This is a genomic window from Mesorhizobium sp. M0663, from assembly GCF_040320585.1.
In the GTDB taxonomy this organism is placed as follows: Bacteria; Pseudomonadota; Alphaproteobacteria; order Rhizobiales; family Rhizobiaceae; genus Mesorhizobium.
Genome location: NZ_JAMYPX010000001.1, coordinates 326,161 through 352,604, shown reverse-complemented (window position 1 = coordinate 352,604; position 26,444 = coordinate 326,161). Strand labels below are relative to the sequence as shown.

The window sequence follows — 26,444 nt, the reverse complement described above, 5'->3', positions numbered from 1 at the left end:
CGAAAGGAGACGCCAGATGTTCTATGCCATTCTTGCCTATCACGAGGAAGAAGCAATCACGGCACTGACGCCTGAGCAGGATGCGGCGCTGATGACCGATCTTCTCCAGATCAACGATCGGCTCTACCGGCAAGGCACCCTTGGGCCGGCGGCCCGGCTCGGCGCGACACAAGACGCCTGCACCTTGCGCGGGCCAGGCACCGGAATGGTTATCGACGGCCCCTTCGCCGAGACCAAGGAACAATTGCTGGGGCTCTATGTCGTCGACTGCGCCAACCGTGACGCCGCCATCGACATTGCGCGCGACCTTCGCCGCGTCAATCCGACCGCCGTCTACGAAATCCGCCCGATTTCGCTATATTTACCCGGCGTGCCGCTTCCGGTCACCCGGCCCTGATTTAGGACCGGGTTGAGACCAATTTAGCCTCGCCCGACAAATGGCATCTTCGTCGCCATCACGGTCATGAACAGCACGTTGGCGTCGAGCGGCAGGCTGGCCATATGGAGGACGGCATCGGCGACGCGCTCGACATCCATCACCGCTTCGGCGGCAATGGTGCCGTTGGCTTGCGGCACGCCGACCGTCATCGCTTGCGCCATGTCGGTCAGCGCGTTGCCGATGTCGATCTGGCCGCAAGCAATGTCGAAGGGCCTGCCGTCCAGCGCCAGCGTCTTGGTCAGCCCGGTGATGGCGTGCTTGGTCGCCGCATAGGGCACCGAGCCCGGCCGTGGCGCATAGGCCGATACCGAGCCGTTGTTGATGATGCGGCCGCCCATCGGCTGCTGCCTGCGCATAGCGCCGAAAGCGGCGCGAGCGCACAGGAACGAGCCGGTCAGGTTGACCCCGACGATGTCGTTCCACACGTCGACCGGGATGTCGTCGATCAACGTCGATTTGTAGCTCGTGCCGGCATTGTTGAAGAGCAGGTCGACGCGCCCGAAAGCCGCAGCCACCGTCTCGAACAGATCGTCGACCTGATCGGCCTTGCTGATGTCGCAGGCGAAGGCCAATGCTTTGGCCTGTGTCGGCCCGGCCGCGGCGATCGCATCCTCCAGCACCGGCTTGCGGCGACCGCAGAAGACCGTAATCCAGCCGGCCTTGAGCAGCGCCGTGGCGACGCTTTTGCCGATGCCCGTACCGGCGCCGGTGACGATGGCGGTTTTATAGTCGGTCATGGCTGTACTCCCTGAAAGGGATGAGGCATCGCAAATGACGGGAACCATGGCAAGCCGGCGCAACGGCTGTGCTCGCAAAAAGGGCGGCCATTAGCGACCGCCCCTGATCCGAACCGGGCTTGGGAGGAGGAAAGCCGATCCGACTGCCTGAATCATGCGCCCACCGGATTAACGAGAAGCTAACGCGAATGCCGCCGAGCTCTCCGAGGCTCCTCCCCCAAGCTACCAGCGCGAACCGCTCACCGGCTTGGCCGTGCTGCCCGCTGCCGGCACCTTCGCCGCCGTCACCGTCGCCTCGACATGATCGACCAGCGCGTCCGGCAGGCCGAGACGGCCGGCAAGCAGGTCGAGATAGCCGCGTTCGGCCCGCGTGTCCGGATCGATGGCAAGACGCGAGGCGGTGTAGAGTTCCAGCTTTTGCGCATCGGTCTTGGCGCCGGCGATCAGCACATCCAGATCGAGCGGCGCCTCGAGTTCCGACATCAGGAATTTCTCCGCTTCGGCGCCGACGCCGGCGAGGCTGAGCTTGCCGGCGATCTTCTGCCGCTCTTCGTCATCGACGTGGCCGTCGGCCTTCGCCGCCGAGATCATCGCCCTGACCAGCGTCAGCGTGAATTCGTCTTCGTCCTGCGGCGCTTGCGACGGATGGAAGGCGGTATCGGCCGGCGGCGGCAGCAATTCCGGTTCGCCTGCAGCTTGCGTCTCGGCCGGCGCGTTGCCGTTCTTGTAGTTCTGGTAGGCCTTGTAGGCGAGGCCGCCGATCGTAGCCAACCCACCAAGCTTCACCGCCGCACCGGTGACCTGGCGGCCTGGGCCGGTTCCGAGCAGCACCGCGGCCAGCGCACCGGCTGCAAGCGGATTGTCCTTGGCCATCTGCACCGCCTGCCCGGCCTTGTCGCGGACGGTCGATCCGGTGCCGGGAATTTGCGAGCCGAGCAGATCGTCGAGGAGCTTCTTGGGATCGAACATCTATGCCTCCAGAATTGGCCCGGCCGAAGGTGCGCGGGCAGGTTTGCACGTCGAAGACCTAGGTCCCGCAGTTTGACATTACAATGACGCGGCGCATCCTTTTGCCCGCTGCCACGCATGACCTCGCACCGACATCTGCTGGGATTTCACGCGGAAATCACAGTGCTGCAGCCTCCTTCCGCGCCCAAAAAACACGCGACGCTCTGGACATTGGACGTGTCGAAACCGCCCCCGACTTCGACTAATGTCGCGGCATGTCGCTTGAGAGGAGCCTGGCATGACCGATGAGACAGACCGCCAGCCGGCACGCGATCCCCAGGAACTGGAGCGCCTGCTGATTTCACGGCAATGGGTCGGAGACATTGACGGCATGGCCGCGCTTTTCGAGCAGCATGCCGTCATCGACAGCGGTGGCGGACAGCTGACGTTCGGCCGCGAAGCCATCCGGGGGCTGTTCGCGGAGATCACCGCAACCGGCCGAAAATTTCAGTCCGGAGATCAGCGTCCGGCTGTCGTCAATGGCGACCTGGCGCTGACCTCGACCCGGCTTCCCGACGGCACCATCACCACCGAGGTCGCGCGCCGGCAGAGCGACGGGACATGGCTGTGGGTCATCGATCGCTTCGCTGTTGCTTGACGTAAAGTTGCTTAACGTGAAGCTAACTTCCGATGTGGCGGTCGCCGCGTGCTTGCGCCAGCTCGACCTGGTGCTGGCGCTCGGCGTAGCGGGCGCGATCTTCGTCCGAGCGGGCATCGAAGCAATGCGGGCATGAAACGCCGGTAGCATATCTCGGCGACAGCCGGTCTTCGGCGGCTAGCGGATGCCGACAGGCGCGGCAGAGTTCGGCCTCGCCTTCGACCAGCCCGTGCGATACCGAAACGCGCTCGTCGAAGACGAAGCATTCGCCTTGCCAGAGGCTCTGTTCGGCGGGCACGTCCTCGAGATATTTCAGAATGCCGCCCTTGAGGTGGAACACATCCTCCAAACCGAGCGACTTCACATAGGCCGTCGCCTTCTCGCAGCGTATGCCGCCGGTGCAGAACATGGCGACCTTGCGCCCGTCTAGCTCGTGCCGATGCTGCTCGACCCAGGCCGGGAATTCGCGGAAGCTGCTGGTGGCGGGATCGACAGCGCCCTTAAAGGTGCCGAGCGATACCTCGTAGGCGTTGCGCGTGTCGATGACGATGGTACCCGTATCCGAGATCAGTGCATTCCAGTCGGCCGGCGTGACATAGGTGCCTGCACCTGCCGCCGGATCGATATTGTCCACGCCCATGGTGACGATCTCGCGCTTCAACCGCACCTTCATGCGGTGGAACGGCATCGTTGCGGCGTTGCTGTATTTGATCTCGAGACCGGCGAGACCGTCGATGGATTCGAGATGATCGATGAGCGCCGCGATTGCCGTTTCACTGCCGGCGACCGTGCCGTTGATGCCCTCACGCGCCAACAGCAGCGTGCCTTTGATGCCGCGTACGCAGCAGAAGGCGGCAAGCGGCGCGCGCAGCGCCTCGAAGGTGTCGAGCCGAGCGAAGCGGTAAAGCGCGGCAACACGGAAGGCTTGGCTGGACAGTGTCATCTCCAAGCCACTAAACGCTCACGACAGCCGGATCAAGGCAGAGCCGAGAGCGGTCCACTCGCGACGGGTTTCGAACACCACGCGTGACATCGCGACACGCCGCGTTTCGTGGACAGAAAAACCGCCTTCTGCTAACCGGTCGACTTGATCAACAGAGGAGAGACGACGAATGCCCAGCACGACCGAAAAGCTCCTGTCGCTCCTCAACGGCCAGCCGGTCATACCGGTGCTGAAGATCGCCAATCCCGCCGACGCGGTGCCGCTGGCCCGGGCGCTGGCCCGCGGCGGCCTGCCGGCGATCGAGATCACGCTGCGCACCGCCGACGCGCTGGAGGCGATCCGCCGGGTGGCAGGCGAGGTCGAAGACGCCGTCGTCGGCGCCGGCACCATCCTGGACGCCCGCCAGTTCGGCGAGGCGGCGGCCGCCGGTTCGAAATTCATCGTCAGCCCCGGCATCACCCGCGAGCTTCTCGCGGCAGCCAAGGACAGCGACGTGCCGTTGCTGCCCGGCGCCATCACGCCTGGAGAGGTCATGGCCGCGCGCGAAGCCGGCCTGCGCTTTCTGAAATTCTTCCCGGCCGAACAATCGGGCGGCATTGCCTCGCTCAAGGCTTTCGCCTCGCCGCTTGCCGACGTGAAATTCTGCCCGACCGGCGGTATCACCGGCAAGAACGCCGCCGACTACCTCAGCCTGCCCAACGTCATCTGCGTCGGCGGTTCCTGGGTGGCGCCGGACGATCTGGTGAAGGCCGGCAAATGGGACGAGATCGAAGCCTTGGCGCGCGCGGCAAGCAAGCTCGGGCGCTAGACTAGCATCTTCTGCATCAAAAGCCGCCGCCGATCTGGTTCGCCGGCTGGTTCCCGCTCATGGGCTCGAACCACGATTCACGCCTTCAAAGGGCGCTGTCCTACCATTAGACGAAGCGGGAGAATGCCGACCAGTGGTTAGCATCCCTGGATGAAGGAAGCCAGTGCCGGCGGTGGAGGCAGTCACGCGAGGTGCCCAGCGCGGCCTACTCAGTCTTGAAGCGGGCAACCGACATGAACTTGACGGCTTTGCCGGTGAACCGGTTTGCGTCGGCCATCTCGTTGCCCGGTTGGAAGCCTATCGTATAGACCTCGCTCGGTGCCGTACGGACGAAGTCGTAGGCGTAGCGCGGCGCGGTTGTCGCATCTGAAACGGTTGCGACATACTCACCGCTGTGCAGCGCCCACCGGGCGGCCTGCGGCGCGGCGGCGACCACCACCGGCTTGGGGCCGGGCTTCAGGTCGCGGGCGGTGGCCCTGGGTTCCTTGCGTGTGGTCTTCACGCCTGCACCGATGACGGCGGCCGGATCGGAGCCGGCCGCGCGGGCAACGATGGCCTCGCGCGGCGATGCCCCGTCGCTCAATGCCCCGTCGTCGCTCGCCGGTTCCTCGAACACCGATGCTTGCTCGGAAAGCGACGCGACCTTGTATTCGTCGGTCGCGCTGACCCTTTCCAGAACGGCCTTGACCTCGTCGGGCTGGGAACTGTCGGGCCGCGCCGACGGCAATACCGAGAATGCGTCGGTGGCGGTGTTGCTCCGCTCGGCCGCACTTGCCAGCGCCAGCAACACTTGCTTGTCCTGCGGCGCAAGACCCGCCGGCGAAAGATCGGCCGGCAGCGAATGATCGGGCCGCCAGCTCGGCACGGGAATATTGTTTGCAACGACCTGCACCGGGCCGGCGGCAGCAGACGGGTCTGCTATGCCGAACGGAACATTTGCCGGTGCCACACTGGCCGGCGTCACGCTTGCCGGCGCTTGCGCGGTCGCCACCGCCTGTTCAGTCGATCCAGCCGCATCCGCCACGCCGAACGGAACGTTCTCAGGCGGCTGAGCGCCGACGTCGGTCTTCGGACGCGGAGCAAAATCCGGCAGCGGGATGCTGCGCGCCGGCAATGCCGCGATGATCGTCTCCGGCGTGTCGTTCTCCGGTTCTGGCGCAGGCCCTGGAGCATCGGCGACTTCCGGGATCTCGGCGCGCTTGGCATCCTGAGGCGCGACGATAGCAATACCAGGCAGGTTGCTGCTCTTGGCGGATGGCGCCGGCTTCACGTTACGGGGCTTTGGCGCTGGCTCGGCCATCGCCACGTCGGCGCTGTCGTCCGCCTCGTCGTCGCCACCGCCGAAGAGGGCTGCCAGGAAGCCACGGGATTTTTTGGCACCGCCGCTTGCGCTGGCGAGTTCAATGGCCGGCGCGCCGGCGCCCTTGCGGGCTTTGTAGGAGGCGAGCGCCTGTTGATAGCCAGGCAGCGGCTTGCCGTCGCTCGGCACATGCAACGTCTTGCCGTTGGGGAACACGCGCGCCAGTTCCTGGCGGCTGATGCCGGGCCAGTGGCGTACATTGCCGACATCCATATGCACGAAGGGCGAGCCGGAGCTGGGATAGTAGCCGACGCCGCCGCCCTGCATCCTGAGGCCGACGTCGCGCAGCTTCTTCAGCGGCACGCCGGGAATATAGAAATCCATCGCCCTGCCGAGCATGTGCTGGCTTTTTTCGGCGACGCCCCTGCTGCGGCTGCGCAGCATCGAATTCGTGGCCGGCGAACGATAGCCGCAGACGACCTGGATGTAGTCGGTCGCGCCGCTCTCCCGGTACGCTTCCCAGACAAGGTCCAGCAGCCGCGGATCCATCTTGGTCGGCTCGTTGCGACGCCAGTCGCGCAGGATGATGTTGATCTTTCGCAAGCCCGCCTGGTCGTAGCGGCCATTGCGCTTGTAGACGATCTCCGCCTTTTCATGCGTGTGGAGATGATAGAGCTTCAGCGAACGTGTCTCGGCGCTGGCGCCGGTTGCCGCCGCTGCAAGGAACCCGACGGCAACAATCACCGCTGCCAGCCATCTCGGCCAGACGCTCATGTGATAATGCCGCCCGTTTTTGTGTCGTTCGATTCTGTTCAAATCAAAAGGCCTTGCAGGCTGCCGTTTTGTCCCCGGATTTGACCAAACGGATGCGAGGTGTGTGCATCCGAATATCGATCCTAATGGTTAATCATCGCTTATTGAAGCCGAAATGCGGTAACACGGTGGCGATATCCCGCCAAAAATATTGCGCAGGATATCTTGGTAAACCGTTGGTTTAGATCATGTTTTGGCGCCAGCTCGAAACACGATCTGTTACCGTCCGCCTTAATACGTGAACACTGTGGCGAACACATCATTTCGAGGCGCAGTTGCGTGGAATGATGTCCGGATGAGAACCGGCCTGGCCCTATGACTCAGGAAGCGAGCCGTTCGACGCGGCCGGTTTCCGGGTCGATGCCGTATTCCTTGAGCTTGCGGTAGAGCGTCGACCGGCCGATGCCGAGGCGGCGGGCGACTTCGCTCATCTGGCCGTTATAGTGATCGATGGCGAGCTTGATCATTTCGAGTTCGACGTCGGCCAGCGCACGCACATTGCCGCGCTCGTCGAGCGCCCGCAGCGTGCCGAAACGAGGCTTGGCTGGTGCATCGGCGTCGGCGGCTGCGATGCCGCCAGCGGCCGATATGTTGTCGCGCGGCTGGCTGCCCGAAGCCACTCCGGAAGCTGGCCACCCTGGAGTTGGCCCCCCTGGAGCTGGCAAGGCGATACCCGAATCGAGATTGACCGTGCCCTCGACTTGCGCCCGGATCTGCGGGAACTCTTCTTCGGTCAGCATGTCGCCGTCGGCAAGCACCGAAGCCCGGAAGACGGCATTTTCGAGCTGCCTTATATTGCCCGGCCAATCATAGGCCTGCAGCATGGCAAGCGCCGCAGCCGAGATGCCCCGCAGGCGGTGGCGCGGATCGGCGGGTGCCACCTTCTCCATAAAGTGCTCGACCAGATAGGGGATGTCGTCGCGACGGTCGCGCAATGGCGGCACGAAGATCGGATAGACGTTCAGCCGGTAGAACAGGTCCTCGCGGAACTTGCCGTCCTTGACCTGCTGCAGCAGGTTGCGATGGGTTGCCGAGATCAGCCTGATGTCGACCCTGACGGTCGAGCGCCCGCCAACCGGATCGACCTCGCCGTCCTGTACGGCGCGCAACAGCTTGACCTGCACGTCGAGCGGCAGGTCGCCGATTTCGTCAAGGAACAGCGTGCCGGTGTGCGCTTCGACGAACTTGCCGGTATGTTTTTCGGTGGCGCCGGTGAACGAGCCCTTCTCGTGCCCGAACAGGATCGATTCGACCAGATTGTCGGGGATGGCGCCGCAATTGACGGTGACGAAGGGTTTCGAGCGGCGGTCGCCGCTGCCCTGGATGGCGCGCGCCACCAGTTCCTTGCCGACGCCGGATTCACCTTCGATCAGGATCGGAATGTTGGACGCCGCCGCCTTGCGGCCGAGCCGGATCACCCGATCCATCGCCGGACTGTGGGTGATCATGTCCTTGAACGTCAGATGGCCGCCGCGCTGCCGTGACGAGCGCTTCAGTTCGCCTTCGAGCGCTTCGACCTTGAGGGCGTTGCCGATCGACGCCTGCAGCCTGTCGGGAGAGGCCGGCTTGACGACGAAGTCGAAGGCGCCGTGACGCATTGCCGAAACGACGGTTTCGATGCCGCCCTGCGCGGTCTGCACGATGACGGGAATGTGGATGCCACGCTCGCGCATCGCCTTCAGCACGCCGATGCCGTCGAGGCCGGGCATCATAAGGTCGAGGATGACCACAGAGACGTCGCGCGCATTGGGCCCGTCGACGAGATCGAGACCGGCCTCGCCGCCATCGGCGACGATCGCGGTGTGGCCGAATTTCGTCACCGCCGCCTCGAGCAGCCTGCGCTGCACGGGATCGTCATCGACTATGAGTATGGAAGCTGCCATGACTGATCCGACCGTGCCCGCCCGAGAATGCGCCCTATGGATCATCTTGGCACAGGGTTCTAAATAAGCTTTCAAAAAACCCGGTGAATGAATTCCTTAGGATTTGACCGGCTTCTCGTTTCCTCGAATTTTTGTGTCTGGAAGGATCGGCAATGCGCATGGTTTTTGCTCGAAAGCTGGCGGCGGCGCCCGGTCAGGGCGTGGCGGAGCTTGGCGACCTGCCGGAATGGAATCTGGCCGATCTCTATTCGGGCATGGAAGCGCCCGAGTTGAAGCGCGACATCGCCAAGGCCGCCGCCGATGCCATCGCCTTCGAGAGCCGTTGGAAAGGCACGCTCGCCGCCGAGGCCGGGCGTGGCAGCGCCGGCAGGCTGGGCGAGGCGCTTCAGGCCTATGAAGCGCTGGAGGAGCTGATCGGCCGGATCGTCTCCTATGCCGGGCTTGTCTATGCCGGCAACACGTCGGATCCACAGCGCGCCAAGCTCTATGGCGACATCCAGGAAAAGATGACCGATGCCAGCGCGCACCTGCTGTTTTTCGCGCTCGAGCTGAACCTCATCGAGGATGGCGCGATCGAAAACGCACTCGCCGCCGATCTCGCCTTCGCCCACTACCGGCCCTGGGTGCTCGATCTGCGCAAGGACAAGCCCTATCAGCTCGAAGACCGTATCGAGCAACTCTTCCACGAAAAGTCGATCACCGGGCGCGGGGCCTGGAACCGCCTGTTCGACGAGACGATGACCGATTTGCGCTTCGACGTCGACGGCGAGGAGCTGACGCTGGAGCCGGCGCTCAATCGCCTGCAGGACGCAGACGGCGAGGTGCGCCGCCGGGCGTCCGAGGCGCTGGCCACGACATTCCGCAAGAATTTGCGCGTCTTTACGCTGGTCACCAACACGCTGGCCAAGGACAAGGAGATTTCTGACCGCTGGCGCGGCTTCGAGGACATTGCCGATTCCCGCCATCTCGCCAACCGCGTCGAACGCAGCGTAGTGGATGCACTCGCCGCCGCGGTTCGCGACGCCTATCCGCGCCTGTCGCATCGCTATTATGCGATGAAGGCGCGCTGGCTCGGCATGGAGGTGATGAACCACTGGGACCGCAATGCGCCCCTGCCGGAGACCCCGCAGGCGGTCATCGGCTGGGACGAGGCCAAGAACACCGTGCTTTCCGCCTACCAGCGCTTTTCGCCCGACATGGCGGAGATCGCCAGATCTTTCTTCGACCGCAACTGGATCGATGCACCGGTGAGACCCGGCAAGTCGCCTGGCGCCTTCGCGCATCCGACCGTGCCTTCGGCGCACCCCTATGTGCTGCTCAACTACATGGGCAAGCCGCGCGACGTGATGACGCTGGCGCACGAGCTCGGCCACGGCGTGCACCAGGTGCTGGCCGGCGGCCAGGGCGCCTTGATGGCGTCGACGCCGCTGACGCTGGCCGAAACCGCATCGGTGTTCGGCGAAATGCTGACCTTCCGCTCGCTGCTCGAGCAGACCACCGACAAGCGCGAACGCAAGGCCATGCTCGCCCAGAAGGTCGAGGACATGATCAACACGGTCGTGCGCCAGATCGCCTTCTACGAGTTCGAGCGCAAAGTGCATGCCGAGCGCAGGAGCGGCGAACTGACCTCCGACAAGCTCGGCCAGTTCTGGTTGGAAGTGCAGGCGGAAAGCCTCGGGCCGGCGATCAAGCTGCGCGAAGGGTACGAGATTTTCTGGACCTATATCCCGCACTTCATCCACTCGCCTTTCTACGTCTATGCCTATGCATTCGGCGATTGCCTGGTGAACTCGCTCTACGCGGTCTACCAGAACGCCGAGCGCGGCTTTCAGGAGAAATATTTTGCCATGCTGCGCGCCGGCGGCACCAAGCATCATTCCGAGCTTCTAGCGCCGTTCGGCCTCGACGCGGCCGACCCTGCCTTCTGGCAGATCGGGCTTGGCGTGATCAGCGGACTGATCGACGAGCTGGAAGCACTGGACAATTGATGCGCAACACTGGGTGATGCGCAACACCGGATGACCGGGTTTTCCAGAACAGTTTAGCTGCAATGCATATTGGCGATGGTTCTATTCTTGTCTTGGATATTTGTTCTTAAATAACTTTCCATGGAAGTTTTCCGTTAGATTCCCGTAAGCTGTATGATAGCGTCCGCCCTCAAGCTCAGCCGGGCACGAATGGATCCGGTCGGAAAATCCCGACCGGTCATGGCGTGTCGGCGGATGCGACAACGGTTGTTGGCCAGGGGCAAACCGGTCGCCGACAGCTCGATCGAAGCCGGCTGTTCTGCAAATTGCGGAACCACCATCGAATGGTCCTTCGCCGAGGTCATGGCTCCACAGGCCAGGGCGGACGGATCGGACTGGAGAGAGAAAGACAATGGGCACTTTTTTCTACATGCTCCTGGCGTTCCTGGTAGGTGTGTTGGTTGGCTGGTTCATTTGGGGACGCCTGCGTGGCGAACTCGACAGTTTGCGCGGCGATCTAGACCGCACGCGCAGCGAACGCGACAGATTGCGGGCCGATAGCGACCGTCTGACCGGTGAGTTGGATGCATGCGGCCGCGCCCGCGCCGATCTCGAACGCCGGCTGGGCGAGGCGAAAACCACCCAGGCGCCAACCGCGAAGGCGGCAACAGCCAAGGCGCCAGCCGCCAAGACCGGCGCGACCAAAGCCGCGATGCAGGCGCCGTCAACGCTGATGTCGACATCCGCACCGGCCAAACCGGCGCCGAAGAAATCTGCAACGGCGAAGGCCGCGACCGCGCCACGCGCAAGTGCCGCGAAAACGGCAACACCGAAACCGCCTGCATCGAAAGCGAGCGCCGCGCCGACGACCGCGCCAGCGGCAAGCAAGGCTGCGCCGGCGGCAAGCAAGGCAGCGCCATCTGCAAAGAAAGCCGCGACCGGCAAGGCAACAGCCACCGCGGCAGGCAAAGCCAACGATCTGCGTCGCCTGATCGGCATCGGCCCGACCAACGAGCGGCTGCTCAAAGGGCTTGGGGTCACGACCTATGCCCAGATCGCCGCCTGGACACCCGACGATGTCAAGCGGATCGAGGCGACGTTGAATTTCGACGGCCGTATCGAACGTGAACGCTGGATCGAGCAGGCGAAACTGCTTGCCGCCGGTGACGAGAAGGAATTTGCGCGCCGCTTCCCGACCGCGGGGGAAGCCAGCAACACCTGATCCATCGCAAGGTGGCATTTTGGAACAAGGCGGCGCCCACTGGCGCCGCATTTGTTTTTGCCGCCGCGCCTTTGCGTCTTGAGACGCCGCTCCCTCGATTGCACACGGTCGAGCCCCCATATAGATCGATCGCTGGTGACCGCAGCATTCGAGCCTTATGTCCCTGCCCCTGCCCTTTGCAATTTTCAGGAACGACGAGACCGCGCGGCAGCTCGTTTTCGACCGGCCGGCCGAGATAATCGCAGCGCATGGCGAGGCGGACTTTTTGCCTGCGCTGGAAGCCGCGCAGGTAGCACATGACGGCGGCAAATGGCTGGCCGGTTATTTCTCCTACGAGGCCGGTTACCTGCTCGAACCCAAGCTCGTTCCGCTGCTGCCGGCCGGCCGCCGCGCCCCGCTTTTCTGCCTCGGCGTGTTCGACGCGCCAGTCGAGGAGACGATCGCGCCAGGCGATCTGCCGGCTAGCAACGGCCCAATCTTCGACGCCAAGGCAGCCTGGTCTTCGGACGACTACGCCAAACGCTTTGCCAGGCTGCATGACCATATCCGCAAGGGCGACTGCTACCAGGGCAATCTGACCTTTCCGGTCCACGCACAATGGTCGGGCGATCCGCTGGTCGCCTTCGACGCGCTGACCGAACGCCAGCCGGTGAAGTATGGGGCGCTGGTCGCGCTCGGCGATCCGATCGTCTTGTCGCGTTCGCCCGAACTGTTCTTCGAGGTGGACGCGGAAGGCATGATCGAGACGCATCCGATGAAGGGCACCGCGCCGCGCGGCGCAACAAAAGCCGAGGACGATCGCCTGAAAGCGTTCTTGCGCAACGACGAGAAGAACCAGGCCGAGAACCGGATGATTGTCGATCTCCTGCGCAACGACATTTCACTGATCAGCGAGGTTGGCACGCTCGATGTGCCGGAGCTTTTCCGCATCGAGAGCTACCCGACCGTCCACCAGATGGTGAGCCGTGTGCGGGCGAAACTCTTGCCCGGCCTCGCCATCCGCCAGATTTTCGCCGCGCTGTTCCCCTGCGGCTCGATTACCGGCGCACCGAAGATCCGCGCTATGGAAATTCTGCGCGCGCTGGAAAGTGGCCCGCGCAATGTCTACTGCGGTGCCATAGGCTGGATCGCGCCCGGCGGCCGGATGCGCTTTTCGGTGGCGATACGCACCATCTCGCTCTTTGCCAATGGCGAGGCGGTCTACAATGTCGGCGGCGGCGTCGTCTTCGATTCGACAGCCGAAGAGGAGTACCAGGAGTGTCTGCTGAAAGCCCGTTTCGCGACGGGAACACTGCCGATTTCGAACTGATCGAAACTATGCGCTGGGAACCCGGCTCGGGTTTCCTCCGTTTCGACCGCCATCTCGCGCGGCTTTACGGTTCGGCAAGCGAACTCAGCTTCGCCTGCGACCCGCAAAGGATCGGCGAAGCGCTGATGAATGCGATCGGCCGCCAGCACATCGCATTGCGCACTCGCCTCGGCCTGTCGCGCAAGGGCGAAGTGGCGGTGTCGGTGCAGCCCTACGAGCCGCTCGCCGCAGACAAGGTCTGGACCCTGCAGCTGGCGCGCGTGCGGCTTGATTCGAGCGATATGCTGCTGCGCCACAAGACCAGCCGCCGACAAACCTATACGCGCGCCCGCGCCGAATATCTCGCCGGGCGCGCCGACGAGGTGCTGCTCGCCAATGAGCGCGGCGAAATCTGCGAGGGCACGATCACCAATGTCTTTGCCGATTTCGGCGACGGCGTGCTGGCCACGCCGCGGCTCGATTGCGGCCTGCTGCCTGGCGTCCTGCGCGGCGAACTGCTGGATCAAGGCCGCGCCGGTGAAGCGGTCTACACGTGGAACGAACTGAAATCGGCCAAGGCGCTGTTCGTCGGCAACTCGCTGCGCGGATTGATCCCGGCGCGGCTGGGCTGAGGCATCTGGAGACAACAATGTTCGTGGTTTCGCTGAACTACAAGGTGCCGCTGACCGAGATCGACCGCCTGCAGCAAGCGCATGTCGAGTGGCTGAAGGCCTGCTATGCGCAAGGTATCTTTGTCGCCTCCGGGCCAAAGCGGCCAAGGACCGGCGGCATCATCATCGCGCGCGGTCCACGCGAGGAGCTCGATGCCAGACTGGCGGACGATCCCTTCGCCAAGGCAGGTGCCGCCGATTACGAAATCACCGAATTCACGGCGAGAATGGCCGCTGCCGCACTGGAAGCCTACAAAGAAGCATGAGTTTCCGCACACCGACCCACACACCCTATGACGGCTCGTCGAAACTGTTCACCATCGGGCTGAAGCCGCTCAATCTCGATAGCTGGATCGAGGTCGACGAATATCTGCTGCCCTATCTTGCCGAAAAACGCCGGCTCTATGCGGAAATTCCCGGCAAGGTTTTTGTCGAGGAGCAAACAACGCGCGACGCTCAGCGCGAAGTGCTCGATCTGCTCGGTGCGCATCTGGCGGCGAACTTTCCTGAGACCCACAGGCGTACCGACAATGCGATCGAGGTGATCGGCGGCACCGACGATCTCGAAGGCTCGGGCACCGCAGCTTCTTTCAGCGATGCGCCGCTTGTCGCGGCCTCGCTGCTTGTGCAGGAGGATTTGATCCTGATGCGCCGCGACGACAGCGGCTGGCGTCTGGCGGCCGGCTCGCTCTGCTTCCCCTCGTCATGGTCGCTGATCGAAAAATTCGGCAAGCCGCTGCAGCAGATCCACGCGCCGGTACCGGGTTTCGGCCCGGGCACACGCCCGGCCGATCTCATCAACCGCATGTTCGACGGCCTCCAGGGCCAAGCCGTCGAGCGCTACAACTGGTCGATCCAGGCGGGCGACGCGCTCTACCATCCGCTCTCCAACCTCGAACGTATCGACCGCGCCAGCAGTCGCCCGTCGAGATTCCCGGACGGCGACATCGACGCCCATGTCTTTATCCGGGTCGAGCGGCAGACGCTGAGAAAGCTCCCCGTTTCGGGCGACGTACTCTTCACCATCCGCATCCATCTCGACCCGCTCGCCGTGCTGGAACGCCACCCCGACCGCGCGGCGCTCGCGGCGTCCTTGGCCGAACAACTTCTGGCGCTGGACGAGGCACAACTCGACTACAAGGGGATGACCGCCGACCGTGACCGGCTGGTCGCGTGGCTCAGGGCGCTGGCGCTGTCCTAGAGCAGTTCATCGTCTCACGGAAACGCCGAACCGCTCTATCTCTTTGTTTCTGCGCAATCCCGGACGGAAAACCGTTTCACACCTTTCCTGGAATTGCCCTAAATCGCAGCCAGGCCCAGCAGCAGGATCGCGGACATCGCGGTAAAGACGGTGACGTTGACGTCCCACCGCCAGCCCGCCGGTCCAAACGGCGGCCGGAACGGCAGATAGCCGTTCTCGTCATACAGCACGCCGCCATAGATCGGCCGCGAGAGCATGGCCGCGAAGAATGCTCCATACATAGCCGCGGCCAATCCCCCGGCGAGATAGAGCCGCTCGGCTTCGAGTTGTCCCTTGATCCAGATAAGTCCGAGCGCAATCAGCGCCACTCCGGTGTAGCTCAGCACCTGCCAGACGACATGAAACCGGGCGTGTGGGGTCCACAACGGATTGGTTGCATGTGTGGCGTTCAAGTCGGCTTTGATCGTCGCTACACCGTAACCCACAGTCGCGACGCTTAGCAGAATTCGAGCAAGCAGATGACTGTCATAAGCGAGTTCCATCGCATTTTCCTCCCCTCACGCCGGAACGACTTGAATGGCACCCTGGGCACAGAAGAGCTGCCCATCGGCCAGCCGCGCATAATTATGGACGATCCCCTGCCATCCTTTCGGTGCGACGGACTCCCGGCCCACCGATTGTCCACATGCCCGGACAGGCAATGCGCCCGCTTCTGGCCGGCTTCCCGCTCGACGATGAAAGGCTCGACGGTTTCAAACAGGGTTTGGCGGAGGCGAATTTGTCGATCGACGATGTCCCGATCCTCGAGACGATCCCAGGCGAGCCATCTGCCGGAGCAGTGGTGTTCGACAGGGCGCCTGAAGCAACCGCGATCCTGACCATGTCGGATTGGCAGGCGATCACAATACTGGACGAGGCGGTTCGCCGCGGCATCGGCGTGCCGGGCCACGTATCGGTCGTTGGCTTCGATGGGACTGCTGAATCCGCACGCACCACGCCTCCGATGACCACTGTGGCGCAAGACGTGATCGGAAAAGGCAGGCTTGCCGCCCGAATGGTTATTGACAATGAAGCCCCCCGCCAGGTCGTTCTGCCGGTAGAACTGGTGGTTCGAGCCTCCACAGCCGCGCCGAGGGCAAAAATCCGCTGAAACGCGCGGATGCGCCATCCGCATCTGGGGCGGCGCTGGCAGCGTCTTTTCGCTGAGCAGCGTCTGGCACTGAACGGGGCACAACTTGACTATAAGGGCCTGACAGCCGACCGTGACTGTCGGCGGAAGACAACTGTAACTTGTGGCTTGGGGGAACAATGATCCAGCATCTTGGCAGGCCGGTCACGTTCATGGCCGCGATCCTGGTACTGTCGATAGCAGCTGAGGCGGAGCCGAGGCCTGCGCCGACGATCTGCTGGACCTGGCGGTCTCCGAGGCACGTGACCTCTTCAAGCCTGAATTCGCAAGACTGGTCGAGCCGTAGCCGGGATGGCGCGGTGTAACGCCGGCCGTCCGCTTTTCGCTTTATTGTGACAATGATCTATGGTTTGTCGCGCCGCGGCCAAGCCGCTGTTCCGAAGCGTTTTTTGAGGGAGTAATCGATAAATGGCGAATGAAAACTGGCCCGTTTACGGTGAGATCACCGGCCCTGTCGTGATGATCGGCTTCGGCTCGATCGGACGGGGAACGCTGCCGCTGATCGAGCGCCATTTCAAATTCGACAAGTCGCGCATGACGGTCATCGACCCGCGCGACGCCGACCGCAAATTGCTTGACGAGCGCGGCATCACTTTCATGCAGGATGCAGTGACCAAAAAGAACTACAAGAAGCTGCTGACACCGCTTTTGACCAATGGCGGCGGCCAGGGCTTTTGCGTCAACCTGTCGGTCGACACTTCCTCGCTCGAGTTGATGAAGCTCTGCCGCAAGCTTGGTGTCCTCTATATCGACACGGTGGTCGAGCCCTGGCTCGGCTTTTATTTCGACGAAAAGGCCGACAACGCCTCACGCACCAACTATGCGCTGCGCGAGACCGTACGTACTGAAATCGCGAAGAGCCCGGGCGGCACCACGGCGATCTCGTGCTGCGGCGCCAATCCGGGCATGGTCTCGTGGTTCGTCAAGCAGGCACTGGTCAATCTCGCCACAGATCTTGGCTTCGACTTCTCGGAACCCGCGCAGCACGATCGCGAAGGCTGGGCCAGGCTGATGAAGAAGGCCGGCGTCAAGGGCATCCATATCGCCGAGCGCGACACCCAGCGCACCAAGAAGCCCAAGCCGATGAACGTGTTCTGGAACACCTGGTCGGTCGAAGGCTTCATTTCGGAAGGGCTGCAGCCGGCCGAGCTCGGCTGGGGCACGCATGAGGCGTGGATGCCGAAGAACGCCAAAAGCCACAAGAACGGTTCGAAGGCCGCGATCTATCTGGAGCAGCCCGGCGCCAATACACGCGTGCGCACATGGTGTCCGACGCCCGGCCCGCAATACGGTTTCCTGGTGACACACAACGAAGCGATCTCGATCGCCGATTTTTTCACCTTGCGCGGCAAGAAGGGCAAGGTGCAATACCGGCCGACCTGCCATTACGCCTATCATCCCTGCAACGACGCAGTGCTGTCGCTGCACGAGATGTTCGGTGTCGCCGGCAAGGCTCAGCCCGTGCATCACGTGCTCGACGAAAATGAACTGGTCGATGGCGTCGACGAACTCGGCGTGCTGCTCTACGGCCACGCCAAGAACGCCTACTGGTACGGCTCGCAGCTGTCGCTGGCCGAGGCGCGCAAGCTGGCGCCCTATCAGAATGCTACGGGCATGCAGGTCACGTCGGCGGTGCTGGCCGGCATGGTCTGGGCGCTGGAAAATCCCGAGGCCGGCATCGTCGAAGCCGACGAGATGGATTACAAGCGCTGCCTCGACGTGCAGAACCCATATCTCGGGCCGGTCAGGAGCTATTATACCGACTGGACACCGCTCGACAATCGGCCTGGTCTGTTTCCCGAGGATCTCGACACCAAAGACCCGTGGCAATTCCGCAACATCCTCGTTCGATAGCAGCGTTGCCTGGACACTCCGCCAGCTTGCAATCGCCCGGAAATCGGGCGATTGAAGAGGGGCGGCCTAGAGCGACGTGCGTCCATTTGGACGCACAAAGTACGCTCTAGCACTTTGAATGTGCGCATCGTGCTTTCCGAAAATCGGATCGATTTTCGGGCCGATGCGAGAGGAGAGGATCTTGAAGATGACGATTGCGCAAAGACTGCTTTCGGCTGGCATTGCCGCGGCCGCTACGGTCGCGTTGGCGGCCTGCACGACAACCGGCCCAGGCGAGCCGCCGGTGATCACGGCCAAGGGGGTTGAAGGCTCCTGGATCGACGCGCAGGGCACGGGCTTGTCCACCTTCAAGGGCGGCAGCTTCGCGACCGTCGCAACCGACACCGGCCAGAAGCTTGCCGATGGCAGCTACACCATGACCGGCGGCACCTCGGTCGAGATTCATGGCACTTCGCTGATCCGCCAGACGCCGATCAGCTTCAACTGCCTGATGGTCTCCACCAGCCAGCTCAATTGCACCAGCGCGAGCGGGCAGAATTTTGTGCTGACCAGGCGCACCTGAAATCCGATTCCGAATTTACTTTGCACAAGGGCGGCGGCTTCAAGCCGCCGTCTTCTTGCGCCGGCAAAGCTGATGCCGATTTCCGCTTGCATCGACTGAAACACGATGTGAACATAGCCCAAGAGGGCTGTTACATCCCAGTCAAACAAGAGCGTTAAACGCCTCTGGTCAGGTTATCCGGGAGACGAGAATGAAGAAGATTGCTGCCATCGCCGCGCTGTCGGCATCGGCGCTTGGCCTGTCGGCAGGGGTATCCTTTGCCGACTACACGCTCAACATCCTGCACATCAACGACTGGCATAGCCGCATCGAGAGCAACAACAAGTACGAATCGACCTGCTCGGCCGAGGAGGAGACCAAGGGCGAATGCGTCGGCGGCGCCGGCCGCCTAGTCACCGCTATCGCGCAGGAGCGCAAGAAGCTGGAAGGCCAGAACGTGCTGCTGCTCAGCGCCGGCGACAATTTCCAGGGCTCGCTCTTCTACACGACCTACAAAGGCAAGACCGAAGGCGAATTCCTCAACCAGATGAAATTCGATGCCGAGGCTCTGGGCAACCATGAGTTCGACGATGGCGAGTCGGCGCTGGCGCCGTTTCTCGACATGATCCAGTTTCCGGTGCTCGGCGCCAATGTGAAGGCCAATGCGCAATCCAAGCTCGGCGACCGCGTCAAGCCGTCGATCGTGGTCGAGGTCGGCGGCCAGAAGATCGGGATCGTCGGCGCGGTCACCAACGACACGCCGGAGCTTGCCACCCCTGGCCCGAACATTGCCATCGAAGACGACGTCAAGTCGATCACCGCTGAGGTCGAGAAACTGAAGCGAGAGGGCGTCAACAAGATCATCGCGGTCACCCATATCGGCTACAAGCGCGAGCGCGACGTGATCGCCAAGATCCCGGGCATCGACGTGGTGGTCGGCGGCCACAGCCATTCGCTGCTGTCCAACACCGACCCCAAGGCGGAAGGCCCATATCCGACGATGGTCGACAATCCGGACGGTTACAAAGTGCCGGTCGTGCAGGCGGCGTCCTATTCGAAATATCTCGGCGAGTTCAAGGTCGTGTTCGACGACAACGGCGTCGTCAAGGAGGCAAGCGGCGATCCCATCCATCTCGACAAATCGATCACGCCCGACCCCGCCGTGCTTGCCCGCATCAAGGAACTCGGCGCGCCGATCGAGGCCTTGAAGAACAAGGAAGTCGCCGAGACCACCAAGGCGATCGACGGCAGTCGTGAAAACTGCCGCGCCCGCGAATGCGAGATGGGCAATCTGGTCTCCGACGCCGTCCTCGACCGGGTCAAGGGCCAAGGTGTCGAGATCGTCATCTCGAATGGCGGCGGCTTGCGCGCCTCCATCGACCAGGGCACCGTCACCATGGGCGAGGTTCTCACCGTCCTGCCGTTTCAGAATACGCTGGCGACCTTCCAGATCTCCGGCAAGGATTTGGTTGCCGGCCTCGAAAGCGGCCTCAGCCAGATCGAGGACGGCGCCGGGCGCTTCCCGCAGGTTGCCGGCCTGAAATATGCGTTCGACAAATCGGCGCCGCCTAACGGGCGAGTCAAATCGGTCGAGGTCATGGAAGGCGGCGCCTGGACGCCGATTAAGCCGGACAAGGATTACCTGGTCGCCACCAACAACTATGTCCGCCAGGGCGGCGACGGCTACAAGGTGTTCGCCGAGAAGGCCAAGAACGCCTATGATTACGGCCCGGGGCTGGAACAGGTCGTCGCCGACTACCTAGGCGCGCACCGGCCCTATACGCCGAAGCTCGACGGCCGCATCACCGAGATCGCCGCGACCGTGGCCCCGGCCGCAGAACCTGCCAACCCTGCCGAACCGCCAAAACCTGCTGAGGCTGCGCCGGCAAAGCCCGTTGAGCCGGCAATGCCCGAAATGCCGGCCGGCTCCGGCGACATTTCCAAGACCCCGCCGGCCGTCCCGGCTGAAACAGCGCCGGCACCCGCACCCGCCGAGCCGGCCCAGCCGGCGGCACCTGCGGCTCCGGCCACACCGGCTCCGGCGACCCCTGCTCCGGCTGAGCCGGCACCGGCCGAAAGCAGCCATGTAATCGTCGCCGGCGATACCTATTGGGATCTCGCGGTGAAGGCTTATGGCGACGGCACCAAATGGAAAATAATCTCCGATGCCAACAAAGCCTACGAGCCACGCCGCCTTCCGGTCGGCGCAACCTTGACGATCCCGGCGGCCTCGAAGTAATCCGGCCGCAGGAACGCAATGCACCCGCCCGGCAGACCGGGCGGGTCTTGCATTTCTGGGATAAGGTGCGGCCAGACGCAGCATTTGAAAACCGGCGCGGCATCGCTACTTTCGCCGCGGCACCGTTGGTTCGCGGTGTTGGAGAACCTCATGACGCTTGCCAACCCTGCTGAAATCAAAGGCGAGAAGACTGCCGCCTCGCCGTCGGCAGGGCGCCCTCTGGTCAGGACCGGCAAGGTCGGTGTCATGCTGATCAATCTCGGCACCCCGGACGGCACCGGCTTCAAGCCGATGTGGCGCTACCTCCGGGAGTTCCTGTCCGATCCGCGCGTCATCGAGCTCAACAAGGCGATCTGGTATCCGATCCTCTACGGCGTGGTCCTCACCACCCGGCCGAAGAAATCAGGGGCCAACTATGCCAGGATATGGAACCGGGAGCGCAACGAGTCGCCGCTGCGAACCTACACCCGCGCCCAGGCCGAGAAGCTCGCGCTCGCGCTCGGCGAGCTACCCAATGTCGTCGTCGACTGGGCGATGCGCTACGGCAACCCTTCGACCGAGAGCGTGGCCGAGAGACTGGTCGAGCAAGGCTGCGACCGCATCCTGTCTTTCCCGCTCTATCCGCAATATTCGGCGACGACGACTGCGACTGCCAACGACCAGCTGTTTCGCGCGCTGATGAAGATGCGCCGCGCCCCGGCCATTCGCAGCGTGCCACCCTATTACAACGAGCCGGCCTATATCGAGGCGCTCGCCCGTTCGATCGAAAAGCATCTGGCGAGCCTCGACTTCGAACCGGAAATTGTCATCGCTTCCTATCACGGCATTCCGAAACCCTATTCCGACAAGGGCGACCCCTACCAGGCCCATTGCCTCGAGACGACCCGACTGCTGCGCGAAAAGCTCGGCTGGGATGAAAACAAGCTGATTACCACCTTCCAGTCGCGCTTCGGCGCGCAGGAGTGGCTGCAGCCCTACACCGACAAGACGGTCGAAAGACTAGGGCGCGAAGGCGTGAAATCGGTCGCCATCGTCAATCCAGGATTTTCCGTCGACTGCATCGAGACGCTGGACGAGATCGGCAGGGAAGCGTCCGAGACCTTCCATCATGCCGGCGGCGAAAAGTTCGCACACATCCCTTGCCTCAACGACAGTGCCGAGGGCATGGCGGTGATCGAGGCGATGGTGCGGCGCGAGCTGTCCGGCTGGGCCTGAACAGATCACCCGTCTATGCACCCGCAATCCGTGATCACCTGATTGTAACATTGCTGAAACACACTTAAGTGTTTGATGGGAATCGGTCGCGTGGAATATCCAACATGGCCGGCCTTTGAGGGGAGAGCCAAATGGGTTTCAGTGGTTTTGATATCGCGCTTCTTGTTCTTGTCGCCCTTGTCGTGCTGGTGCTTATCAAGGGCATCCGAACAATTCCGCAAGGCTATAATTATACCGTCGAACGTTTTGGCCGTTACACCAAGACATTGAACCCAGGCCTCAACCTGATCGTGCCTTTCGTCGACCGTGTCGGCGCCAAGATGAACATGATGGAGCAGGTGCTCGACGTTCCGACGCAGGAGATCATCACCCGCGACAATGCCACCGTTGCCGTCGATGGCATCGCCTTCTATCAGGTGCTCAACGCGGCGCAGGCCGCCTACCAGGTCTCCGGCCTGCAGAATGCGATTCTCAATCTCACGATGACCAACATCCGCACCGTGATGGGCTCGATGGACCTCGACGAACTTTTGTCGAACCGCGACGCCATCAACGAGCGCCTGCTGCGCGTCGTTGACGAGGCGGCGCATCCCTGGGGCATCAAGATCACTCGTGTCGAGATCAAGGACATCAACCCGCCGGCCAATCTCGTCGAATCGATGGGCCGACAGATGATGGCCGAGCGCAATAAGCGCGCGCAGATCCTCGCCGCCGAAGGCCTCAAGCAATCGCAGATCCTGGAGGCCGAAGGCCGCAAGGAAGCCGCCTTCCGCGATGCCGAGGCGCGCGAGCGCTCGGCCGAGGCTGAAGCACGCGCCACGCAGGTGGTGTCGGAGGCGATTTCCAAAGGCGACGTGCAGGCGCTCAACTACTTCGTCGCGCTGAAATACACCGAAGCGCTGACCAAGATCGGCTCAGCGACAAATAGCAAGCTCGTGCTGATGCCGATGGAGGCCTCATCGCTGATCGGCACGCTCGGCGGTATTGGCGAAATCGCCAAGGAAGTTTTCCGAAGCGAAGGCACCGCCGGTGCCGCACGACGGGCCGCCCGCCCGCCGGTCGTTCGTCCGAGCGAAACCTGAGGCCACAGCCATGCTCGACCGCATTGTTTCCGAACTCGGCCCGTGGAGCTGGATGGTCCTCGGCTTCGTCCTGCTGGTAATGGAGGTCATCGCGCCGGGCATTTTCATGCTATGGATCGGCATTGCCGCGCTGTTGATCGGCGTCGTCTCACTGCTCATCTGGGATGCCGGTTTCTGGACCTGGCAAGTCCAGGTCCTCGCCTTCCTCGCGCTGTCGCTGGTCTCGGCCTATGTCGGCAAGCGGCTGGTGGGCGGGCGCCATGATGAAACCGACCAGCCCCTGCTCAACCGTCGCGGCGCACAGATGGTCGGCCGGACGGCGACCCTTGCCGAGCCGATCAAGGACGGGCGCGGCCGCGTAAAGCTGGGCGACACGTTGTGGCGCGTCTCCGGCCCTGACCTGCCGGCCGGCACGCAAGTGCGCGTGACGGGCGCCGCTGATACCGACCTGGAACTGACGGTCGAGGCGGTCTAGAAGCCCGCTAGGCAGCACCGATGCGCAGCAGGTCGTGCAGATGGACGAGCCCGATCGGCCGCCTGCCTTCGACCACCATCAGGCTGGTGATAGCCGAGTCGTTGATCGTCTGCAGCGCCGTCGCAACAAGCGTGTCGGGCGCGGCCATTTTCGGCTCTCTGGTCATCACCTGATCGACGCTCATTGCCAGGAGATCGCTGCCGATATGGCGCCTGATGTCGCCATCGGTGATGATGCCGATCAGCTTGCCGTCCGCGGCAGTCACGGCCACGCAGCCAAACCCCTTGCGCGACAATTCGAGGATTGCCTCGCGCATGCCGGTACCTGACGACACCAGCGGCAGCCTGTCGCCGACATGCATGATCTCGCGGATCTGCGTCAGGTTGGCTCCGAGCTGGCCGCCGGGATGGAACGTGCGGAAATGGTCCGGGGTGAAGCCGCGTGCCTCGAGGAGCGCGATGGCCAGCGCATCGCCCATCACCATTTGCAATAGTGTCGAGGTCGTCGGCGCAAGCCCGTGCGGGCAGGCTTCCGGTGCTCGCGGCAGCAGAAGCACAACGTCGGCCGCGCGCGCCAGAGCCGATTTTTCACCCGCGGTGACCGCGACCAGCGGGATCGAGAAGCGCCTCGAATAGGCGATGATGCCCTTGAGCTCAAGGCTTTCGCCCGACCACGAAAGCGCGATTATGGCGTCGTTTCTGGCGATCATGCCAAGGTCGCCGTGATTGGCTTCGGCAGGGTGGACGAAGAAGGCCGGCGTGCCGGTCGAGGCGAGCGTTGCGGCGATCTTCGAGCCGATATGGCCGCTTTTGCCGACCCCGGTGACGATGACGCGGCCATCGATCTGCGACACCATGCCGACGGCTCGTGCGAACGGCTCGGCCAGCCCGTTTTCGAGAGCGTCTGCCAGTGCCGCGACGCCGGCCTGCTCCGTCGCCACGGTTCTCAGCGCCGAGGCAATCGCGGCCTGCCCGTCATGCCGCTTCCTGTCTGGGGATTTCACGTCCATGGACGATGCGATTAGCGCTTCGGCGCGCGCCTGTCCAACGGAATTGCCGTCCCGAACCTCCTGACGGGCCATGCCTCAACGCTCCGTTAACCATCCCCATTTACGGTTTCGTAAGTATGGCGCCCGTGCGCCGCGCAAGCAGTGGTGCCGATGTCCGGGTTTCAGCCTCAAAACAAAATGGGACGAAAGGGCAAGGCGGTCTGCGCTTTGCTGCTGGCAACCAGTGTCTTTGCGTTGTCGCGGCCGGCACTGCTTTGCGCCCAGGAAACCGAGCTGCGCGGCGAGGTTTCGGAATCGACAATCCTGGACGACCAGCAGTACAAGATCAGGCAATCGAGCATAGCCGGAATCCAAGCCGCGCAGGCTGCTGCAACCGCCAACGACAATACGCCGCTGCCTACCTATCGCCCGGCCAGCCAAGGGGCGTTGCCTGACGACGGCACGGGCGAGGCGGCCACAACCGGCGGCACTTTCGATCAACCAGCGGCCAGCGGCGATCCATTTCCCGACAACCCTGCTCCGCCCCCCCGACGGCGGCCAAGCGCGACGCAACGCGCCGCCAATGCGGCCAACGCCGAAGACGAGACCGCTGACAGCCAGAAGCGCAAGAGAACCGCGACTGCAGCCGCGGCGGCGACCGACGACACCGATACCGCCGCCATAGACGAGCAGGATACGGTCAACCGCCGTGCCGTCACCATCGATTCCGCCGAGAGGCTCAAGCTCGACCCTGGCGCCGAGCGCACCGAAGCCATCGAAGGCCAGGACAACAAGAACGAGGACGACCCGTTCGCCGCCACCGGCATCAAGCTCGGCTCCTTCGTGATCCGGCCGACGCTCGAGCAAGGCCTGACGTCTTCGACAAACGCCGATTCGAGCAGCCTCGGCAAGCCGGCCTTGCTGTCGGAAACGACGCTGCGCTTCAACGCCGTCTCCGACTGGCGGGAGAATTCGGCGACGGTTGAGGGCTATGGCATCTTCCGCGAAACCTTGTCCGGCTATGACATTCACGAGGCGCAAGGCCGCGTCGACGGCACACTCAACATCGATCTCGACAATGATCTGCGCGCCATCGCCAAGCTGGGCTATGAGGCCTTGCCCGAATCGGCCTCGGCGCCGGACGCGGTCGTCGGCGCCGTTGGCCAGCCGGTGCGCCAGACCGTGAACGGCAGTCTCGCCGTCGAGAAGGATGCCGGCAAAATGCGCTTCGCGCTGACTGGCGCGGTCGAGCACGACATCTTTGGCGACGCCAAGCTTTCGTCGGGCGGATCGCTGTCGCAGAAGGGCCGCGACTCGACGCTCTACACGGCCATTTTGCGTACCGGTTACGAGATCTCGCCTGCCATCACCCCGTTCACCGAAATCGAGATCGGCCGGCGCGCTTATGATTTGCGCGTCGATCCAAACGGCTTCCAGCGCTCCTCGACCAGGCTTGGCGCACGGGCCGGCGTCGAGCTCGATCTCCGCGAGAAGCTTAGCGGCGAGTTCTCGGTCGGCTGGCTGCGCGAAGCTATCGACGACGATGCCCTGCCGGCTATTTCGGGCGCGACGGTCAATGCCGATCTCAAATGGTCGCCGGAACGCGGCACCACGATCGGGCTCACCGCACAGACGACCGCCGAGAACACGACGAATGCGGGCGAAAGCGGCGACATGCTCTATTCCGGCAGCCTCACCGGCGAGCGGCAGATCCGCGCCAACCTGACCGGAAATGCCGCTCTCGGCCTTGAATGGCGCGACTATACCGGCTCCGACGATCATGATTTGACGCTGAGCGCCGAGGCTGGGCTGACGTGGTGGCTGAACCGCTACACCGGGCTCACCACCCGCGCCAGGACTGAAAAACTGACCAGCAACCTGGTTGGGCGCGACTACACGGCCAACAGTATCTTCGTCGGCTTGAAGTTGCAGCGCTAAATGCATGTCGCGCAAAAGTGTGCAGCGGTTTTGCGATAACGACTT

The 26,444-nt window shown here is 63.2% G+C and carries 24 protein-coding genes and 1 tRNA gene; 17 read left to right on the top strand and 8 right to left on the bottom strand.

From position 1 onward, the window contains the following. Positions 1-16: 16 nt before the first annotated feature. Complete coding sequence (locus NKI54_RS01745; RefSeq protein WP_254816974.1) at positions 17-397, top strand: YciI family protein; 381 nt, start codon at positions 17-19, stop codon at positions 395-397. 23 nt (positions 398-420) lie between these two features. Here NKI54_RS01745 and NKI54_RS01740 read toward each other — a convergent pair whose 3' ends face one another. Together NKI54_RS01740 and NKI54_RS01735 are read right to left on the bottom strand one after the other, a co-directional pair. Further along, positions 421-1,176, bottom strand: a complete 756-nt coding sequence (locus NKI54_RS01740; protein WP_352690499.1) for an SDR family oxidoreductase — start codon at positions 1,174-1,176, stop codon at positions 421-423. 222 nt (positions 1,177-1,398) lie between these two features. Further along, positions 1,399-2,145 carry a tellurite resistance TerB family protein gene (locus tag NKI54_RS01735; protein ID WP_352690498.1) on the bottom strand — a complete coding sequence of 249 codons (747 nt, stop codon included), beginning with the start codon at positions 2,143-2,145 and terminating at the stop codon, positions 1,399-1,401. A 277-nt stretch (positions 2,146-2,422) separates the two neighbouring features. Here NKI54_RS01735 and NKI54_RS01730 point away from each other — a divergent pair, with 277 nt between their 5' ends. Then, positions 2,423-2,782, top strand: a complete 360-nt coding sequence (locus NKI54_RS01730) for a YybH family protein (RefSeq protein ID WP_023675409.1) — start codon at positions 2,423-2,425, stop codon at positions 2,780-2,782. 22 nt (positions 2,783-2,804) lie between these two features. On the opposite strand, the gene trhO is transcribed toward NKI54_RS01730, so the two are convergent. After that, on the bottom strand, positions 2,805-3,725 hold the full coding sequence (trhO, locus tag NKI54_RS01725) for an oxygen-dependent tRNA uridine(34) hydroxylase TrhO (protein WP_023675408.1): 921 nt from the start codon (positions 3,723-3,725) through the stop codon (positions 2,805-2,807). A gap of 169 nt (positions 3,726-3,894) precedes the next feature. Between trhO and NKI54_RS01720 the strand changes: the two genes are divergently transcribed. Continuing rightward, positions 3,895-4,533 (top strand): 2-dehydro-3-deoxy-phosphogluconate aldolase, encoded by a 639-nt coding sequence (locus NKI54_RS01720; protein ID WP_352469543.1) that lies wholly within the window; start codon positions 3,895-3,897, stop codon positions 4,531-4,533. 47 nt (positions 4,534-4,580) lie between these two features. Here the strand turns inward: NKI54_RS01720 and NKI54_RS01715 are convergent. From NKI54_RS01715 to NKI54_RS01705, 3 genes are all read right to left on the bottom strand, one after another. Further along, positions 4,581-4,654: transfer RNA gene (locus NKI54_RS01715), tRNA-Gln, on the bottom strand. A gap of 84 nt (positions 4,655-4,738) precedes the next feature. Then, positions 4,739-6,607 (bottom strand): peptidoglycan L,D-endopeptidase MepK, encoded by a 1,869-nt coding sequence (gene mepK, locus NKI54_RS01710; RefSeq protein WP_023675407.1) that lies wholly within the window; start codon positions 6,605-6,607, stop codon positions 4,739-4,741. Between the two features lie 359 nt (positions 6,608-6,966). After that, on the bottom strand, positions 6,967-8,529 hold the full coding sequence (locus tag NKI54_RS01705; protein ID WP_352633653.1) for a sigma-54-dependent transcriptional regulator: 1,563 nt from the start codon (positions 8,527-8,529) through the stop codon (positions 6,967-6,969). A gap of 152 nt (positions 8,530-8,681) precedes the next feature. Between NKI54_RS01705 and NKI54_RS01700 the strand changes: the two genes are divergently transcribed. The 6 genes from NKI54_RS01700 (at position 8,682) to NKI54_RS01675 (ending at position 14,878) form a co-directional block, all read left to right on the top strand. After that, positions 8,682-10,517: a M3 family oligoendopeptidase gene (locus NKI54_RS01700; protein ID WP_352633655.1), complete on the top strand. Its 1,836-nt coding sequence runs from the start codon at positions 8,682-8,684 to the stop codon at positions 10,515-10,517. 391 nt (positions 10,518-10,908) lie between these two features. Further along, positions 10,909-11,718, top strand: a complete 810-nt coding sequence (locus tag NKI54_RS01695; protein WP_023675403.1) for a helix-hairpin-helix domain-containing protein — start codon at positions 10,909-10,911, stop codon at positions 11,716-11,718. 157 nt (positions 11,719-11,875) lie between these two features. Next, positions 11,876-13,027, top strand: a complete 1,152-nt coding sequence (locus tag NKI54_RS01690) for an aminodeoxychorismate synthase component I (protein ID WP_352633657.1) — start codon at positions 11,876-11,878, stop codon at positions 13,025-13,027. After that, positions 12,976-13,638: an aminotransferase class IV family protein gene (locus NKI54_RS01685; protein WP_352633659.1), complete on the top strand. Its 663-nt coding sequence runs from the start codon at positions 12,976-12,978 to the stop codon at positions 13,636-13,638. The genes NKI54_RS01690 and NKI54_RS01685 overlap by 52 nt, the downstream gene beginning before the upstream one ends. A 17-nt stretch (positions 13,639-13,655) precedes the next feature. Further along, positions 13,656-13,943, top strand: coding sequence for a YciI family protein (locus NKI54_RS01680; RefSeq protein WP_023675400.1), 288 nt, complete (start codon positions 13,656-13,658; stop codon positions 13,941-13,943). Continuing rightward, positions 13,940-14,878, top strand: a complete 939-nt coding sequence (locus NKI54_RS01675) for a heme-dependent oxidative N-demethylase family protein (RefSeq protein ID WP_352633661.1) — start codon at positions 13,940-13,942, stop codon at positions 14,876-14,878. Before NKI54_RS01680 ends, NKI54_RS01675 begins: the two co-directional genes overlap by 4 nt. 98 nt (positions 14,879-14,976) lie before the next feature. Here the strand turns inward: NKI54_RS01675 and NKI54_RS01670 are convergent, their stop codons facing one another. After that, positions 14,977-15,420: a DUF6640 family protein gene (locus NKI54_RS01670; protein WP_352568134.1), complete on the bottom strand. Its 444-nt coding sequence runs from the start codon at positions 15,418-15,420 to the stop codon at positions 14,977-14,979. Between the two features lie 143 nt (positions 15,421-15,563). On the opposite strand from NKI54_RS01670, the gene NKI54_RS01665 reads away from it, so the two are divergent. The 7 genes from NKI54_RS01665 (at position 15,564) to NKI54_RS01635 (ending at position 23,473) form a co-directional block, all read left to right on the top strand. Beyond that, positions 15,564-16,028 carry a substrate-binding domain-containing protein gene (locus NKI54_RS01665; RefSeq protein ID WP_352690493.1) on the top strand — a complete coding sequence of 155 codons (465 nt, stop codon included), beginning with the start codon at positions 15,564-15,566 and terminating at the stop codon, positions 16,026-16,028. A gap of 447 nt (positions 16,029-16,475) precedes the next feature. Continuing rightward, positions 16,476-17,921 carry a homospermidine synthase gene (locus NKI54_RS01660; RefSeq protein WP_352568136.1) on the top strand — a complete coding sequence of 482 codons (1,446 nt, stop codon included), beginning with the start codon at positions 16,476-16,478 and terminating at the stop codon, positions 17,919-17,921. 187 nt (positions 17,922-18,108) lie between these two features. After that, the gene (gene omp10 / locus NKI54_RS01655; RefSeq protein WP_023720183.1) at positions 18,109-18,483 is read left to right on the top strand and encodes an outer membrane lipoprotein Omp10; all 375 of its coding nucleotides are present in this window, start codon (positions 18,109-18,111) and stop codon (positions 18,481-18,483) included. A 190-nt stretch (positions 18,484-18,673) separates the two neighbouring features. Next, the gene (locus NKI54_RS01650; RefSeq protein WP_352633664.1) at positions 18,674-20,701 is read left to right on the top strand and encodes a 5'-nucleotidase C-terminal domain-containing protein; all 2,028 of its coding nucleotides are present in this window, start codon (positions 18,674-18,676) and stop codon (positions 20,699-20,701) included. A 150-nt stretch (positions 20,702-20,851) separates the two neighbouring features. Then, a complete protein-coding gene (hemH, locus tag NKI54_RS01645; protein WP_352633666.1) occupies positions 20,852-21,916 on the top strand; it encodes a ferrochelatase in 1,065 nt (354 codons plus the stop codon). A 131-nt stretch (positions 21,917-22,047) separates the two neighbouring features. Continuing rightward, positions 22,048-22,998 (top strand): SPFH domain-containing protein, encoded by a 951-nt coding sequence (locus tag NKI54_RS01640; protein WP_023675391.1) that lies wholly within the window; start codon positions 22,048-22,050, stop codon positions 22,996-22,998. A gap of 10 nt (positions 22,999-23,008) precedes the next feature. Continuing rightward, a complete protein-coding gene (locus NKI54_RS01635; protein ID WP_023675390.1) occupies positions 23,009-23,473 on the top strand; it encodes an NfeD family protein in 465 nt (154 codons plus the stop codon). A 7-nt stretch (positions 23,474-23,480) separates the two neighbouring features. Here the strand turns inward: NKI54_RS01635 and NKI54_RS01630 are convergent, their stop codons facing one another. Further along, a complete protein-coding gene (locus NKI54_RS01630; protein ID WP_023675389.1) occupies positions 23,481-24,482 on the bottom strand; it encodes a KpsF/GutQ family sugar-phosphate isomerase in 1,002 nt (333 codons plus the stop codon). A gap of 177 nt (positions 24,483-24,659) precedes the next feature. Here NKI54_RS01630 and NKI54_RS01625 point away from each other — a divergent pair, with 177 nt between their 5' ends. Then, complete coding sequence (locus tag NKI54_RS01625; RefSeq protein ID WP_502898194.1) at positions 24,660-26,399, top strand: outer membrane beta-barrel protein; 1,740 nt, start codon at positions 24,660-24,662, stop codon at positions 26,397-26,399. Positions 26,400-26,444: the final 45 nt, after the last annotated feature.